Origin of the sequence: Promicromonospora sp. NPDC057488 (assembly GCF_042802395.1) — a bacterium.
Lineage (GTDB): Bacteria > Actinomycetota > Actinomycetes > Actinomycetales > Cellulomonadaceae > Promicromonospora.
Genome location: NZ_JBHVEG010000072.1, coordinates 15,739 through 29,896, shown reverse-complemented (window position 1 = coordinate 29,896; position 14,158 = coordinate 15,739). Strand labels below are relative to the sequence as shown.

At 73.2% G+C, this 14,158-nt stretch carries 15 protein-coding genes; 6 read left to right on the top strand and 9 right to left on the bottom strand.

Annotation, left to right across the window (positions count from 1 at the left end; translation table 11 throughout):
* Positions 1 to 5: 5 nt before the first annotated feature.
* From ACFU5G_RS16045 to ACFU5G_RS16020, 6 genes are all read right to left on the bottom strand, one after another.
* A complete protein-coding gene (locus ACFU5G_RS16045) occupies positions 6 to 722 on the bottom strand; it encodes a DUF1361 domain-containing protein (RefSeq protein WP_377246475.1) in 717 nt (238 codons plus the stop codon).
* A gap of 83 nt (positions 723 to 805) precedes the next feature.
* The gene (locus ACFU5G_RS16040) at positions 806 to 2,359 is read right to left on the bottom strand and encodes an AbgT family transporter (RefSeq protein WP_377246472.1); all 1,554 of its coding nucleotides are present in this window, start codon (positions 2,357 to 2,359) and stop codon (positions 806 to 808) included.
* Complete coding sequence (locus ACFU5G_RS16035; protein ID WP_377246469.1) at positions 2,356 to 3,483, bottom strand: alpha/beta hydrolase family esterase; 1,128 nt, start codon at positions 3,481 to 3,483, stop codon at positions 2,356 to 2,358. The genes ACFU5G_RS16040 and ACFU5G_RS16035 overlap by 4 nt, the downstream gene beginning before the upstream one ends.
* A gap of 103 nt (positions 3,484 to 3,586) precedes the next feature.
* Positions 3,587 to 4,354, bottom strand: coding sequence for a creatininase family protein (locus ACFU5G_RS16030; protein ID WP_377246466.1), 768 nt, complete (start codon positions 4,352 to 4,354; stop codon positions 3,587 to 3,589).
* On the bottom strand, positions 4,351 to 5,040 hold the full coding sequence (locus ACFU5G_RS16025; RefSeq protein WP_377246463.1) for a FadR/GntR family transcriptional regulator: 690 nt from the start codon (positions 5,038 to 5,040) through the stop codon (positions 4,351 to 4,353). The genes ACFU5G_RS16030 and ACFU5G_RS16025 overlap by 4 nt, the downstream gene beginning before the upstream one ends.
* Before the next feature lie 124 nt (positions 5,041 to 5,164).
* On the bottom strand, positions 5,165 to 6,388 hold the full coding sequence (locus tag ACFU5G_RS16020) for an FAD-dependent monooxygenase (protein WP_377246460.1): 1,224 nt from the start codon (positions 6,386 to 6,388) through the stop codon (positions 5,165 to 5,167).
* A 188-nt stretch (positions 6,389 to 6,576) separates the two neighbouring features.
* On the opposite strand from ACFU5G_RS16020, the gene ACFU5G_RS16015 reads away from it, so the two are divergent.
* The 3 genes from ACFU5G_RS16015 to ACFU5G_RS16005 all read left to right on the top strand — a co-directional run bounded on the left by ACFU5G_RS16015 (position 6,577) and on the right by ACFU5G_RS16005 (position 8,426).
* Entirely contained in the window at positions 6,577 to 7,503 is a 927-nt protein-coding gene (locus ACFU5G_RS16015; RefSeq protein WP_377246457.1) for a GntR family transcriptional regulator, read from the top strand.
* The gene (locus ACFU5G_RS16010; RefSeq protein WP_377246454.1) at positions 7,503 to 7,892 is read left to right on the top strand and encodes a helix-turn-helix domain-containing protein; all 390 of its coding nucleotides are present in this window, start codon (positions 7,503 to 7,505) and stop codon (positions 7,890 to 7,892) included. Before ACFU5G_RS16015 ends, ACFU5G_RS16010 begins: the two co-directional genes overlap by 1 nt.
* A gap of 66 nt (positions 7,893 to 7,958) precedes the next feature.
* Entirely contained in the window at positions 7,959 to 8,426 is a 468-nt protein-coding gene (locus ACFU5G_RS16005; RefSeq protein WP_377246451.1) for a VOC family protein, read from the top strand.
* A 175-nt stretch (positions 8,427 to 8,601) separates the two neighbouring features.
* On the opposite strand, the gene ACFU5G_RS16000 is transcribed toward ACFU5G_RS16005, so the two are convergent.
* From ACFU5G_RS16000 to ACFU5G_RS15990, 3 genes are all read right to left on the bottom strand, one after another.
* The gene (locus ACFU5G_RS16000) at positions 8,602 to 9,492 is read right to left on the bottom strand and encodes an LLM class flavin-dependent oxidoreductase (RefSeq protein ID WP_377246448.1); all 891 of its coding nucleotides are present in this window, start codon (positions 9,490 to 9,492) and stop codon (positions 8,602 to 8,604) included.
* The gene (locus tag ACFU5G_RS15995; protein ID WP_377246445.1) at positions 9,492 to 10,013 is read right to left on the bottom strand and encodes a GNAT family N-acetyltransferase; all 522 of its coding nucleotides are present in this window, start codon (positions 10,011 to 10,013) and stop codon (positions 9,492 to 9,494) included. Before ACFU5G_RS15995 ends, ACFU5G_RS16000 begins: the two co-directional genes overlap by 1 nt.
* Positions 10,014 to 10,229: 216 nt before the next feature.
* Entirely contained in the window at positions 10,230 to 10,688 is a 459-nt protein-coding gene (locus ACFU5G_RS15990) for a MarR family winged helix-turn-helix transcriptional regulator (protein ID WP_377246442.1), read from the bottom strand.
* Between the two features lie 114 nt (positions 10,689 to 10,802).
* On the opposite strand from ACFU5G_RS15990, the gene ACFU5G_RS15985 reads away from it, so the two are divergent.
* The 3 genes from ACFU5G_RS15985 to ACFU5G_RS15975 all read left to right on the top strand — a co-directional run bounded on the left by ACFU5G_RS15985 (position 10,803) and on the right by ACFU5G_RS15975 (position 14,153).
* A complete protein-coding gene (locus tag ACFU5G_RS15985) occupies positions 10,803 to 12,260 on the top strand; it encodes an MFS transporter (RefSeq protein WP_377246439.1) in 1,458 nt (485 codons plus the stop codon).
* A 76-nt stretch (positions 12,261 to 12,336) separates the two neighbouring features.
* Positions 12,337 to 12,660, top strand: coding sequence for a DUF2277 domain-containing protein (locus tag ACFU5G_RS15980; RefSeq protein WP_377246436.1), 324 nt, complete (start codon positions 12,337 to 12,339; stop codon positions 12,658 to 12,660).
* A gap of 125 nt (positions 12,661 to 12,785) precedes the next feature.
* Entirely contained in the window at positions 12,786 to 14,153 is a 1,368-nt protein-coding gene (locus tag ACFU5G_RS15975; protein ID WP_377246433.1) for a cystathionine beta-synthase, read from the top strand.
* Positions 14,154 to 14,158: the final 5 nt, after the last annotated feature.

Here is a 14,158-nt window from a genome sequence, read left to right as displayed (position 1 = left end):
GAGCCCTACCGGCTCACGGCGGCCACCATCAGCACCACGGGCGCGACCACGAGCACGTACATCAGCCCGAAGAACAGCGTGTGCACGACGACGAAGCCGGCCAGCGTCCGCCAGTGCGCCGCCACCCGGAAGTGCTCGACGAGCTTGTGCACGAACGAGCCGGGGTGCAGCAGGTCCCAGGAGTTGAACCGGATGTACCGCCCCAGGTAGATGCCCAGGCTCACCAGCAGGAGGGTGACCCCCACCAGCACCCAGGAGTCGGGCTGCCGGTAGGGGTCGTCGTCGTTGGGCCGCACGATCAGCACGTAGGCGAACTGCACCAGCAGCACGTTCATCAGCATGTTCAGCACGCCCGACAGCGCCAGGGACAGCACCATGACGATGTCGTACCAGAGGGGCGCCGGGTCCTCGACGGGCCGACGGTGGGAGAAGTTCAGCTCCGTGACCAGGTAGGCCGCGTTCGGCAGCAGCAGCACCCAGACCAGGAGCACCAGCGCGATCACGGTCAGCATCAGCGCCTGGTTCGGCACGAACGTGATGATGCCGAGGACCAGCAGCAGCCCGATGCCGAGCACCACGGCCGGGGCCACGGACAGGCCGATGTTGAGCACCATCGGCCAGTACACCGGCAGCTTGAACAACGGTGCCCGCAGCAGCACCAGGGCCAGGGCGAAGACGTTGAGCAGGACGATGCCGGCGGGCAGCAGCAGGATCGCGTTCATCACCGGACATCATCACCGTGGCCCCGCCGTCGCGCCCGGTGAGGGGACGACGGCGGGGCCAGGTGTGCGTCGGCGCACGGGCGTCAGCGCACCGGCGCCCCCGGCCCGAGCGGGATGCCCAGCGCCCACCAGGCGAAGAAAAGCGCGGTCCAGGCCAGCGTCATGCAGACCGCGAGCGGCAGCGTGTACGAGGCCAGGGTGCCGATGCCGGCATCCTTGCGGTACCGCTGCAGGAACCCGAGCGCCATGATGAAGTACGGGCTCATCGGCGTGATCGCCGTGGACCCGGAGTCGGCGATGCGGAACAGCGCCTGCGTGGTCTCGGCGGGCACGTCGAGCAGCATCAGCATGGGTACGACGACGGGCGCCGCGATGGCCCACATGGCCGAGCCGCTGGTCACGAGCACGTTCACCACGGACAGCAGCGCGAGGATCGCCAGGAACACCACCCAGATCGGCACGCCGCTGGTCTCCAGCGCCTCGGCCGAGTTCACGGCGATGACGTCGCCGATGTGGGTCCAGTCGAAGTACGCCAGGAACTGCGCGATGGCGAAGAACAGCACGAGGACCGGCGCCATCTGCCGCACGCCCTCGGCCATCAGCCTCGGCACGTCGCCCGCCGTAGTGATCTCCCCGGACCGCCACCCGTACACGATGCCGACCAGCGCGAACAGCACGGCGACGATCGCCGCGATCCCGTCCAGGAACGGCGACTCCGTCAGGCTCCCGCCCTCGCCCCGCAGCGGGGACGACGGCAGCAGCACCACCACGGCGATCAGCACGATCGCGGCCAGGCCGGACAGCAGCGCGGCCCGCAGCGCCCTCCGGTCCCGCGGCGAGAGCTCGAGGCCCGCGACGTCGTCCAGGTCGGCGTCCGGGTCCGCGTCCAGGTCGGGCCGCTTGGCCAGCACCAGGTTCGTGACCAGGGTGATCACGATCGCCAGCAGCAGCGAGGAGCCGATGTTGAAGAACCAGTTGCTCACCGGCGACACGTACGCGTTCGGGTCGATGATCCGCGCCGCCTCCGTGGTGATGCCCGCGAAGATCGCGTCGTTCGGCGTCGGGACCGGGCTCGCGTCGTACCCGGACGCGATCGACGTGTACGCGACGACGACACCGAGGATCGGTGACTTGCCCACCGCCCGGAACGCCAGCCCGCCCAGCGGCACCAGGATGATGTACGCCGCGGCGCTCGCGACGTGCGAGACGGTGCCCGCGAACGCGACGGCGAACACGACCCAGCCGACCGGCACCCGGGAGACCGAGACCTTCATCGCCGCCGACAGGAACCCGGTGCGCTCCGCGATGGCGACACCCATGATGACCACGACGATGGTGCCCATCGGCCCGAACGTCGCGAAGTTGTCCACGGCGGTGGACACGGCCATGGCCAGGCCCGCGCCGCTGAGCAGGTTCTGCACCACGACGGTCTCGCCGTCGGCGGGCGACACCACGGACACGCCCGCCGCGGCCAGCCCGGCGCTGGTCACGCCGAGGATCGCCGCCAGGATCCAGAACAGCCAGAACGGGTGCGGCAGGGCGTTGCCCAGCCGCTCGACGACGGCGAGCGCCCGCAGCACGCGGGGCAGGCGGTCCGGCTCGGTGCCGGGAGCGGTCTGCTTCGAGGTCGCGGTCATGCCGCCGCCCCGGCCGTGCCGCGCGCGCCGTGGCCCGTGAGGAACCGTGCCGGCAGCCGCTCGTCACCCAGGAACTCCCACAGCACCTCGTGGGCCTCGATGCTGTGCGTCGCGTACCCGCCGCCGGAGTAGCTGTCCTCCCCCGGCCAGGTGTGCCCTCCGCCGAGCACGGCCACGTGCGTCACCTCGGCGCCCCGGTCACAGCCCGTCCAGCGGGTCGTGGTCACATCGAACGCCGTCTCCTCGACGTCGGGCCCCGCGGCGCAGCCGTTGCGCGCGACCCAGCCGCCCACCCAGTCCTCGATCGCGGGCAGGCCGCGGTCCGGGTCGCCCGCGTACGGGATGGTCACGTCGTCCGTGCCGTGGAAGTCGATGACCGGCACCGGCCGCGCCGGGTCGCAGTCCGGGTGACCCGTGCCGTAGAACGCGGCGGCCACCGGGGCTATCGCCGCGATCCGGTCCGACAGCTCGCACGCCAGGATGCCCGTGAAGCCCGCGCCGTTGGACTTGCCGGTCGCGTACACGCGCCGCGGGTCCACGCACAGGTCCTGCTCCAGGGTGTCCAGCAGGTCGTTCGTGTACGCCACGTCGTCGACGCCGGGGGCCGCGTACGGCGCGCCCTCCCAGGCCTGCCGGTCGCCGTCGCCGGTACCGACCACGCCGTTGCCGTACGCGACGATCGCGGGCAGCGCGTCCAGCCCGGAGAACGCCTCCGTGCCCGCGCCCGTGTTGCCCCGGCCGTGGAAGACCAGGACCACGGGCCACGCCCGGTCGCTGCGGTAGCCGTCCGGCAGGTGGAGCTGCACGGTGCGCTCGCGGCCGTCGCTGGTCAGGGTGCGCAGCACGCTGCTGCCCGGCGCCTGGCCGGGGTCGGTGCCGCAGCCCGCGGAGCGCAGCGGGTTGCGCCCGGCGCGGTCGGGGTGGGCCGACGCCGGGGTGGCGGCGTCGGCCTGAAGGTACGTGGCTGGTGCGGCCTGTGCGGGCGCGGCCGCCGCCGTCGTGGCGCCGACCGGTCCGGCCAGGCCGGAGGCCGCGAGCGCCAGCGCGGTCAGGAGCGCGGCGCGCCGGCCCGGCCGCCGTCGGCCGTGGGGCGCGGGTCGGGGTGATGCTGTCGTCGTTGACATGCGAGTCCTTTCTGGGCGCCAGGCCGTGTGCGGGCATGGCGGGGCGGACACCTGGCGGGCCAGGTGCGTGCGGTGGGGTTGCTTGTTCGGTGGTGTGCCGGCGCTACGCGGGCGGCCACTCCGTCAGGAACGTGGTGATGCGGTCGACGATCGCCTTCACGATCGCGGCGCCGTCCTCGGCGGTGGCGCGGCGCGGGTCGCCGAGCACGCCGTTGGGGCTGAGCCGGTCGTACGGCAGGGTCAGGGCGGGCTGCGCGTACCGGCGCGCCGTGCGGGAGACGTCGTCGAGCTGGTCCGGGCTGGTGGTGCCCGGCCGCAGCCGGTCGGTGTGCACCAGGTGCGGCGCGAGGTGCAGCATCTGCGCCGTCTCGGCCTCGCCGGAGTGCCCGTGCACGGCGCTGGGCTCCATGGCTGCCACGGCGTCGCCCGCGAGCGACGTCAGCGGCGACCAGGCGAGCTGGATCCCGGGGTGGGACACCAGGAGGTCCTGCGCCACCGTCGTCAGCGTCGCGTTGTTGCCCCCGTGCCCGGTGACCACGAGGAACCGGGTCCAGCCGTGCCGGTGCAGGCTGGTCACGTACTCCCGCACGACGGCGGCGAACGTCGTCGTCGTCAGCGTGACCGTGCCCGCGAACGCCATGTGGTGCGGCGAGACCCCCACGGGGATCGACGGCCCCACCACCACGCGGCCGGGCAGGTTCGCGGCGACCTGCGCCACCACGCCCTCGGCCCGCACCAGGTCGGTCCCGAGCGCCATGCCCGGGCCGTGCTGCTCCAGCGCTCCGGCCGGGATCAGCACGACCGTGCCGCGCGCGACGGCGTCCGCCGCCTCCGCGGTGGTCATCTCCGCGAGGCGGAACGGGGCGCTCACGGTGCTGCCTCGCCGAAGTCCGCCGCCTCCAGCGACTGCCGGATGGTGGTCAGGTGCTCCCGGGTCAGCCGCTCGGCGGCCCCGCCGTCGCCGTCGCGCACCGCCGCCAGGATCTCCAGGTGCTCCGCGTGGTCGCGCTGCCGGTCGTCGTACCGGAACCGGATCTCCGTCTGCTCCGAGGCCCGCACGTGCAGCAGCGCCTCCACCGTCTCGCGCAGCAGCCCGTTGCCCGACGCCGACGCCAGCTCCACGTGGAAGTTCAGCGCCGGCCGGAACCCGTGGACCGGCGGCTGCAACGCCGTCGCCGCCGCGGCCTCCAGCCGCTGCAGGGCGGCGGCGTCGCGGGCGCTCGCGGCGAGCGCCGCGATGCCGGGCTCGATCACCAGGCGGGCCTGGACCAGCTCGATCACCGAGGAGCGCGTGATGTGCGGCCGGTGCGGGTTGGCCAGCACGGACCGCTCGAGGCCCGGGCCGATGTAGGTGCCGGAGCCGTGCCGCAGCTCGACCACGCCGGTGGCCTCCAGCCGCCGCAGGGCCTCCCGCACCGTGGGCGTGGTGACGGCGAACCGCTTGGCCAGGTCGCGGGAGGACTCCAGCACGTCGCCGGGGCCGAGGCTCTCGGAGCGGATCAGCTGGACGATGTCGTCCGCGAGCTGCTCGGAGAAGGAGGCTCTACCTTGAGTCATGGCAAGTGACTAAATCACTTGATCACCGGGTCGTCAAGGTCTCCTGGGCTGAGTCGGGACTCAGCAGGCCGTCGGCGACCGCGTCCGGCGTCGATGCGGTCGCGGACAGCCTGCTGAATCCCGGTCAGCGACCGACCGCCAGGGCCGCGTAGTCCGGGAGGTCGATCTGGTCGACCGCCTTGTCGATGCCGCCCATCATCATTCCCGCGAGCGGGGTCTTCAGCAGGGCGCCCATCACCGCGGTGCGCGCCTTGATCTCGAACCGCGACGGCGGCAGGAACCCACGCGCGCCGCCCGGCAGCTGCTTCATGTTGACGGCGGCGTACGGCCGCACCGTCGCCTCGTAGGCCGGGAAGGCGACGGCGGGGTCGCCGTCGGCCCGCGCGAGCTCGCCCGCCAGCACGTACGCGCCCACCAGAGCCAGCGAGGTGCCCATCCCGACGGACCCGGCGGTGCAGGCGTCGCCCAGGAGCGCGACCCGCCCGCGGTGCCACGACGGCATCTCGATCTTCACGTGCCGGTCGAAGTAGAAGTCGTCGGCGCGCTCCATCGCCTCCAGGAGGCGCGGCACCTCCCAGCCCTCCCCCGCCAGCACGCCGGCGACCAGGCGCTTCTGCCCGGCGATGTCGCGCCGGTCGTACTCGACGGGGTCCCCGGCGAAGTGGACCATGCCGCGCCCCCCGCCGTGCGCCGGGTAGAGCAGCACGTTGCGCCCGCCGACGCCGTTGCCGGCCGGCATCGAGTACAGCAGCTCCCAGCCGTCGAGACCCCAGGTGTCGGCGCTGCCCGCCGGTTCGGCCGTGAAGACGGCGCGGTGGTAGCCGGAGTCGACCGCCCGCCAGGCGCCGTCGAAGGCCAGGCGCCGCGTGGTGGAGAAGACGCCGTCCGCGCCCACCACGAGGTCGAACCGGCGCGGGGCGGACCGCTCGAAGGTGACGTCGACGCCGTCGGGGCGCTGGTCGAGCGCCGTGATGCTGTCGTCGTACAGGTACTCGACACCCTCGGCGGCGTCCATGATGATCCGCATGAGGTCGCCGCGCAGGATCTCGATGTCGGCGATGACGCCGCCCGAGTGGCCGAACATCTCGGCGGGCAGCTCCATGGTGCGCCGCCCCGCGGCGTCGAGGTAGGCGATGCCGCGCACGCCCGTGTGGGCGGCGCGGACCTGCTCGGTGAGGCCCATGCGGTCCAGCACGGTCCGCGCGGCGCCGCGGACGTCGATGCCCTGGCCGCCCGGCCGGGGCCCGGCCGACCGCTCGACCACGGTGACGTCGAAGCCGTAGCGGCGGAGCCAGAAGGCGAGGGCGGGTCCGGCGACACTGGCGCCGGAGACGAGGACGTGGGTCATGGCTGCTCCCTGGTTCGAAGGTTCCCCGCCGAGGCGTTTCGGTGAGGCGCTTCGTACACCGTACGAAGCGCCCTATGCTGGGTAAAGAGCGGGGTAGTACACCAGGTAGTGCACCTCGCGAACGCCCAGGCCACAGGGTCGCGGCGCAGGAAACAGGCCCGCGACCGCACTAGTACAGGGAGCCGAGGATGACCACACCGTCCGAGCGCATCGCCGACGAGATCCGGGGCCGCATCCGGTCGGGCGAGCTCGCCCCTGGCGCCCCGGTCCCGTCCACGCGCCGCATCGTCGCCGAGCACGGCGTGGCCATGGCCACCGCGAGCCGGGTGCTGGACGCGCTGCGCCGCGACGGGCTCGTCGAGGTGCGCCGCGGCGTGGGCACCGTGGTGGCCGCGGGCGCGAACGGCGCCGGCGCGGCCCGCCCCGGCACGGCGGCGTCCGCCGCGAGCGCCCCCACCGTGGACGACGTCGTCCGCCTGGCCATGGCGACGGCGGACGCCGAGGGGCTGGGCGGGCTGTCCATGCGGCGGATCGCGACCGACCTGGGTATCCCCACGATGTCGCTGTACCGGTACGTCCGGGGCCGGGAGGAGCTGCTGGCCCGGATGCTCGACACCGTGTACGCCACCTCGCCGCTCCCCGACCCGCTGCCGGACGGCTGGCGGGCCCGCGCCGAGGTGTGCGCCCGCACCATGTGGGCCGCGTTCCAGCGCCACCCGTGGGCCGCGCACGTCATGTCGATGACGCGGCCGCAGGTGCTGCCGCACGGCATCGCGCACACCGAGGCCCTGCTCGGCGCATTCGGCGAGCTGCCCGGCCGGCGGCTGGACCTCGACACGCGGATGCACCTGACCGTGTCGGTCTTCCAGCTCGTGCGCGGGCTCGGGGTGGGCATCGAGCCGGCGGCGCAGGCCCGCAAGGACGACGGGCTGACCGACGAGGAGTGGATGGACCGCACCCTGCCCGACCTCCAGGCCGCCGTCGACCCGCGCCGCCACCCGCACCTGGTGGAGGCGACGTCGGCCGACGTCGACCTCACGCTCGACACCCTGTTCGAGTTCGGCCTGGCCCGACTCCTGGACGGGTACGCGGTGTTCCTCGGAGAGGAGCGCTGATGTCCCCGCACGAGCGCGACAACCGGCTGCTGCTGCGCGCCCGGGACGCCATCGACCGCGACTACGCCCGGCCGCTCGACGTGCCGACGCTGGCTCGCATAGCGCACGTCTCGCCGTCCCACTTCAGCCGCAGCTTCCGCGCGACGTTCGGCGAGACGCCGCACCACTACCTGCAGCGACGCCGGCTGGAGCGCGCGATGGCACTGCTGCGCAACACGGCCACGCCGGTGACGGAGATCGCGCTGCAGGTGGGCTCCAACAGCCTGGGCACGTTCAGCCGCACGTTCCGCGACGTCGTCGGCGTCTCGCCGACGGAGTACCGGCGCCGGACGCGGCCGGTGGCCGCGCCCGTCTGCTTCGTCAAGAGCTGGATGCGGCCCGCGGGCTGAGCAGCTTCTCCGGCCGAGCAGTTTCGGAGAAGCGCACCGGGCCGGGGCAGTCCTAGCGTGGAGAACATGTTCAAGAACATCTCCATCACCGCCGTGACCGTGCTCGACCAGGACGAGGCCCTGGACTTCTACGTCGGCAAGCTCGGGTTCGAGGTCAGCAACGACGTCGACATGGGCTTCATGCGCTGGCTGACCATCTCCCTGCCCGAGGACCCCGACCGCCACCTGCTCCTGGAGGTGCCGGGCCCGCCGTCGCTGAGCGAGGAGGTGGCGGCCCAGGTCCGGGACCTGGTGACCAAGGGGGCACTCGGCGTCGCGTGCATCCTCACCACCGACGACTGCCGCCGCACCTACGCCGAGCTCAGCGCCAAGGGCGTCGAGTTCACCGAGGAGCCGGTCGAGCAGCCGTACGGCATCGACTGCGCCCTGCGCGACCCGTTCGGCAACCACATCCGCGTCACGCAGCCGGCCACCGGCCCGGTCGAGGTGACGGACGCCGACATCGCGCGCTGGAACGCGGAGCAGCCGGGCTGAGGCGGCAGTCGGCATCCCAGAGATCAGCCGATCACGTCCAGGTCGGCAGTTTGCGCCGCAGAGTCGGCAGTTTGTCGCACAAAGTCGGCAGTTGGCATCGAGGTCGGCACAGCCCTGTGCCGACCTCGATGCAGACTGCCGACGTCAGCAGAACTGCCGAACTCGCCGACCAGCATCACAGCCGGGGCGGACCCGCCTCGACCCGGCGCAGCACCGCCGGCAGGGAGTACAGGTCCGGCGACTCGTACAGGCCGCGCTCGTCCCACCAGGTCGCCCCGGCCTCGACCAGCGGGCCGACGACATCGGTCGCCGCCTCCGGCGTCGTCAGCCCGCCGACGACGACCTCGAACGGACCACCGTCTGACGAGGGGACGCCGCCGGACGAACCCTGCGCCGTCGTGCGGTGCTCCGTCACGTACCCGGCGACCTCGCGGACCTCGCCAGGCGTGGGCGGCACCCCGTGCCCGGACGCGAACAGCGGCACGACGCCGTCCCACCTCGCGGCGCGCCGGAACGGCCGGCGCGCGGGCCAGAACCCGCCCACCCACACCGGCGGCCGGGGCCGCTGCACGGTGGCCGGGAGGATCTCGACGTCGCGCACGCGGTAGTGCGGCCCGTCGTGGTCCACGCGCTCCCCCGCCCAGTAGCGGGCCAGCAGGCCGAGACCCTCGTCCAGCTTCTCCGCGAGCACCACGGGGTCGGTCTCGTCGCCGAAGCTGCCGAACTCGTCCTCGACCGGCCCGCCCAGCCCCGCGCCGAAGACGACGCGGCCGCCGCTGAGGGCGTCCAGCGTCGCGACCTGCCGGGCGAGCTGCTCGGGCCGGCGCCGCGCCACCGGGGTGACCAGCGTGCCCAGCCGGATCGTCGACGTCGCGAGCGCCGCCGCGGTGAGCAGCATCCACGGGTCGCCGAACGGCTGGCCGCGGCGCGCCTCCTTGCGGTGGACCACGTGGTCCCAGACGAACAGGCCGTCCCAGCCGGCGTCCTCGGCCGCGCGGGCGACGGTCGCGACGGCGCGGGCGTCGGCGAAGTCGCCGAAGTTGGGGACGTTGACGGAGCAGCGCATCAGGCCTCGCCCCCGGTGGGGGCGCCCCGCAGGTCGCTCAGGTCCCGCCACATGATCCGCAGGCCGACGTCGCCCAGCTCCGGGTGGCGGAACGCCCCCGGCGCGACGCCGAGGGTGACGAAGCCGAGGCTCTCGTACAGGTGGACGGCGGCGGCGTTGGTGTCGACCACGGCGTTGAACTGGATCGCAGCGAAGCCCTCGCGGGCGGCCCAGGCGATCATGTCCTGGACCAGGGCACGCCCGGCGCCGGAGCCGCGCACCGCACGGTCGACCATGATGCTGCCCGACGCGATGTGGCTGCCGGGTCCCGGCCGGTTGGGGTACATGTTCGCGGTGCCGACCACGACGCCGTCGCGCACCGCGACCACCACGCGCCGCGGGGCCTCCAGCCAGCCTGCGCGGGCGTCGGCCTCGCCCATGGCGGGGTCGTAGGCGAACGTGTCGGCCGCGCGCACGACCTCTTCCACGATGGGCCAGATGGCGGGCCAGTCCTCGGCGCCGGCCTCGCGCACGCTGGTCACGGGCCGGGGCCGACGTCGGCCCCGGTGACAGGCGTGGCGTCGGGACGGGAGCCGGCGTCGGCATCGCTGGGTGCGCTCATGCGCCCACCCTGCCCCACGACCGCATCACCCCGCCACGACGATTCCCATCGTTGACCACAGCAGTTGCTGCCAGCAGACCGGCCCGCCCGGCAGCAGCTGCTGTGCTCAACACAGTCCCCGCGGGGAGGGCGCGCGTCAGGGCCGCGGCCAGTGCCGCTTCGAGCGGTCCTCGATGACGCGGTTGTAGCGGCCCAGCAGCTCGCCGAACCGGGCGCGGTCCGCCTCCGACCACTCGTGCAGCAGCTCGGCCAGCAGCTCCCGGCTGGCCGCGCGTTCCTCGCCGAGCAGCCGGGCGCCTTCCGCGGAGAGTCGCAGCTTGCGGGCCTGCCCGCCGTCCGGGTCGTCGAAGCGCTCGGCCAGCCCCGAGCGGCGCAGCGCCGCCGTCTGCCGGTTCAGGGTCGAGACGTCGAGGCCGGTGGCGGCCGCGAGCTCGGCGAGGCTGGCCGGCCCCCCGGCGTCGAGCAGGCTGAGCAGCGTGTACGCGCTCTGGTCGAGCAGCCCGCCCTTGCGGCGCGTGCGGCCCGCGGGCAGGGCGGCCAGGTGCCGGCCGAACAGCATGCCCTCGTACTCGATCTCGTCGATCGCGGACGTCATCGTCGTCTTCCTCCGATCCCGCACGGACTATTGCCTATGCATGATGCACAAGATATGGCATCCTGAGGCCGAACCCCAATGTGCATGATGCACAGCAATCTTTCGAGGAGACTCGTGACGACCACCGCGTCCCGCCCAGCACCACCGCCCGAGACCGGGGCCACCGCCCCGGCGATCCACCCGAACCGCATCGTCGCCATCCTCGCGATCGGCGGCATCGTGGTCGCGATGACCCAGACCCTCGTGGTCCCGATCATCGCCACGCTGCCGACCATCTTCGACGCCCCGGCGTCCGACACGTCCTGGGTCATCACCATCACGCTGCTCGTCGGCGCCATCTGCACGCCGGTCTCCGGCCGGCTCGGCGACCTGTACGGCAAGAAGAAGATGATCCTGGTCTCGCTGGTGCCGCTGGCCCTCGGGTCGGCGGTCTGCGCCGTGGCCACGACGGTGCCCGTCATGGTCACCGGCCGCGGCCTGCAGGGGCTGGCCACCGGGTTCATCCCGCTCGGCATCAGCATGCTGCACGACCTGCTGCCCAAGGAGCGCACCGCCGGCGCCATCTCCCTGATGAGCTCGTCGCTCGGCATCGGCGGCGCCCTCGGCCTGCCGTTCGCCGCCGCCGTCGCCGAGTTCGCGAGCTGGCGCATCCTGTTCTGGCTCATCGCCGTCTGCGCCGTCGTGGTCGGCGTCGTCGTCTGGCGGGCGATCCCCGCCCCGGCGACCGAGGCGCGGGTGCGCGCCCCGTTCGACTACGTGGGCGTGCTCGGCCTGGCCGCGGGCCTCGTGGCCCTGCTGCTCGCCGTCTCCAAGGGCGCCGAGTGGGGCTGGGCGAGCCCGCTCGTGCTCGGCCTGTTCATCGGCTCCGCGGTCGTGCTCCTGGCCTGGGGCTGGTGGGAGCTGCGCACGCCCGCCGCGCTGGTCGACCTGCGCACCACCGCGCGCCCCGCCGTGCTGCTCACCAACGTGGCCTCGATCATGATCGGGTTCGCCATGTACGCGCAGTCGCTGATCCTGCCGCAGCTCATGCAGGCGCCGGCCGCGACCGGGTTCGGCCTGGGCCAGTCCATGCTGCAGATGGGCCTGTGGATGGCACCGTCGGGCATCGCGATGACCCTCATGTCGCCGGTGGGCGCGCGCATCACCAGGGCCCGCGGCCCCAAGACGACGCTGGTGCTGGGCGGCCTCGTCATGGCGGTCGGCTACGGCCTGTCCACGCTGTTCATGGACACGCTCGTGGGCCTGTCGGCGACGGCGTTCGTCGCGGCGGCCGGCGTGGGCTTCGCCTACGGCGCGCTGCCCGCGATCATCCTCGGCTCCGTCCCGGCCTCCGAGAAGGCCGCCGCGAACGGCTTCAACGCGCTCATGCGGTCCATCGGCACCTCGGTGTCCGCCGCCGTGATCGGCGTGGTGCTGGCCCGGATGAGCACCACCTTCGGCGAGCACACCCTGCCCACCGAGGGCGGGTTCCGCGTGGCCCTGCTGCTCGGCTGCGGCATGGCCGTGGTGTCCGCGGCGATCGCCGCCACGATCCCCGTCAAGGGGCTGCGCGAGACCTCCGGCGGGCACTGATCCCACCGGTCACACCCGGAGCACGACACCGGACGGCGCCCTCCCCCGGGGGCGCCGTCCGGCGTACGGTCGGAGCATGTGCCGAAACATCACCACGCTGCGCGGCCTCGAACCGGCCGCCACCGACGAGGAGATCACCGCCGCCGCACTGCAGTTCGTGCGTAAGGTCACGGGCGTGACCAAGGTGAGCGACGCCACCCGCGACCCGGTGGAACAGGCCACGGCGGAGATCGCGGACATCGTGACGCGCCTGCTCGACGAGCTGCCCGAGCGCCGCCAGCCGCCCAAGACCGTGCCGCCGCTGCGCCGGGCCGAGGTCCAGGCGCGGATCGCGCAGCGCATCAAGGAGCGTGAGGAGCACGAGCGCATGCACGAGCTGGGCATCGCGCACTCGCACTGAGCGGCCCGCGCCGCTACAGTTGCGACGTGCTCGCACACCTCTCCTGTTGCTGTCACTGACCACCCCACCCGGTCCGTCAGTCCCCCACGCGCGCCGTCGCGCGTGCAGAACAGGAAGAGAAACAGGTGCAGTACGTCAATTCTGTCGTTGACCTCGTCGGCAACACCCCTCTGGTTCGGCTCACCCAGGTGACCGAGGGCGTCACCAGCGCAACCGTGCTGGTCAAGCTCGAGTACCTCAACCCCGGCGGCTCCTCGAAGGACCGCATCGCGGGCCGCATCATCGACGCGGCCGAGCGCGAGGGCAAGCTCCTGCCCGGCGGCACCATCGTCGAGCCCACGTCCGGCAACACCGGCGTCGGCCTGGCCCTGGTGGCCCAGCAGCGCGGCTACCGCTGCGTCTTCGTGCTGCCCGACAAGGTGGGCGAGGACAAGCGCAACGTGCTGACCGCGTACGGCGCCGAGGTGGTCGTGACGCCGACGGCGGTCGCGCCCGACAGCCCCGAGTCGTACTACTCGGTGAGCGACCGGCTGGTGCGCGAGATCCCCGGCGCCTTCAAGCCCGACCAGTACTCCAACCCGAACGGCCCCCGGTCGCACTACGAGACCACGGGCCCGGAGATCTGGCGGGACACCGACGGCCGCGTGACGCACTTCGTGGCCGGCGTCGGCACCGGCGGCACCATCACCGGTACCGGCCGCTACCTGCGTGAGGTCTCGGGCGACCGGGTGCGCATCGTCGGCGCCGACCCCGAGGGGTCGGTCTACTCCGGCGGCACCGGCCGCCCCTACCTGGTCGAGGGCGTGGGCGAGGACTTCTGGCCGTCCGCCTACGACCCGAGCGTGCCGCACGAGATCATCGCGGTGAGCGACGCCGAGTCGTTCGCGATGACCCGCCGGCTCGCCCGGGAGGAGGGCATCCTCGTGGGCGGCTCCAGCGGCATGGCCGTGGTCGCGGCCCTGCGGGCCGCCCGCGACCTGACCGAGGACGACGTCGTCGTGGTCCTGCTGCCCGACGGCGGCCGTGGCTACCTCGGCAAGATCTTCAACGACACCTGGATGCGGTCCTACGGGTTCGCGCCCGCGATCGAGGACCACACCGTCGCGGACGTGCTGGCCGCCAAGGCCGACCGCACCCCGCCCCTGCTCTACGTGCACCAGACCGACACGGTGCGGGAGGCGATCGACCGCATGACCCGGTCCGGCGTCTCCCAGCTGCTCGTGCTGACCGCGGAACCGCCCGTGGTGCTCGGCGAGATCGCCGGCGCCGTGCACGAGGACGAGCTGCTCGACGGGGTGTTCGCCGGCAAGGCGAACCTGTCGGACGAGGTGGGCGGGCTGATCGGCCGCCCCCTGCAGCTCATCGGCGTCAACGAACCGGTCGGGACGCTGCGCGCGGCCCTCGCCGACGAGACCGCACTGCTCGTCACCGACGGCGGCAAGGCCCTCGGCGTGGTCTCCCGCTCCGACCTGCTCGACTACCTCGCGGTCTGAACCGC

What these genes read in the sequence shown, in the direction of transcription:
- ACFU5G_RS16045 (WP_377246475.1), bottom strand. Translation starts at nt 722, where the DNA reads ATGAACGCGATCCTGCTGCTGCCCGCCGGCATCGTCCTGCTCAACGTC.
- ACFU5G_RS16040 (WP_377246472.1), bottom strand. Translation starts at nt 2,359, where the DNA reads ATGACCGCGACCTCGAAGCAGACCGCTCCCGGCACCGAGCCGGACCGC.
- ACFU5G_RS16035 (WP_377246469.1), bottom strand. Translation starts at nt 3,483, where the DNA reads ATGTCAACGACGACAGCATCACCCCGACCCGCGCCCCACGGCCGACGG.
- ACFU5G_RS16025 (WP_377246463.1), bottom strand. Translation starts at nt 5,040, where the DNA reads ATGACTCAAGGTAGAGCCTCCTTCTCCGAGCAGCTCGCGGACGACATC.
- ACFU5G_RS16020 (WP_377246460.1), bottom strand. Translation starts at nt 6,388, where the DNA reads ATGACCCACGTCCTCGTCTCCGGCGCCAGTGTCGCCGGACCCGCCCTC.
- ACFU5G_RS16015 (WP_377246457.1), top strand. Translation starts at nt 6,577, where the DNA reads ATGACCACACCGTCCGAGCGCATCGCCGACGAGATCCGGGGCCGCATC.
- ACFU5G_RS16010 (WP_377246454.1), top strand. Translation starts at nt 7,503, where the DNA reads ATGTCCCCGCACGAGCGCGACAACCGGCTGCTGCTGCGCGCCCGGGAC.
- ACFU5G_RS16005 (WP_377246451.1), top strand. Translation starts at nt 7,959, where the DNA reads ATGTTCAAGAACATCTCCATCACCGCCGTGACCGTGCTCGACCAGGAC.
- ACFU5G_RS16000 (WP_377246448.1), bottom strand. Translation starts at nt 9,492, where the DNA reads ATGCGCTGCTCCGTCAACGTCCCCAACTTCGGCGACTTCGCCGACGCC.
- ACFU5G_RS15990 (WP_377246442.1), bottom strand. Translation starts at nt 10,688, where the DNA reads ATGACGTCCGCGATCGACGAGATCGAGTACGAGGGCATGCTGTTCGGC.
- ACFU5G_RS15980 (WP_377246436.1), top strand. Translation starts at nt 12,337, where the DNA reads ATGTGCCGAAACATCACCACGCTGCGCGGCCTCGAACCGGCCGCCACC.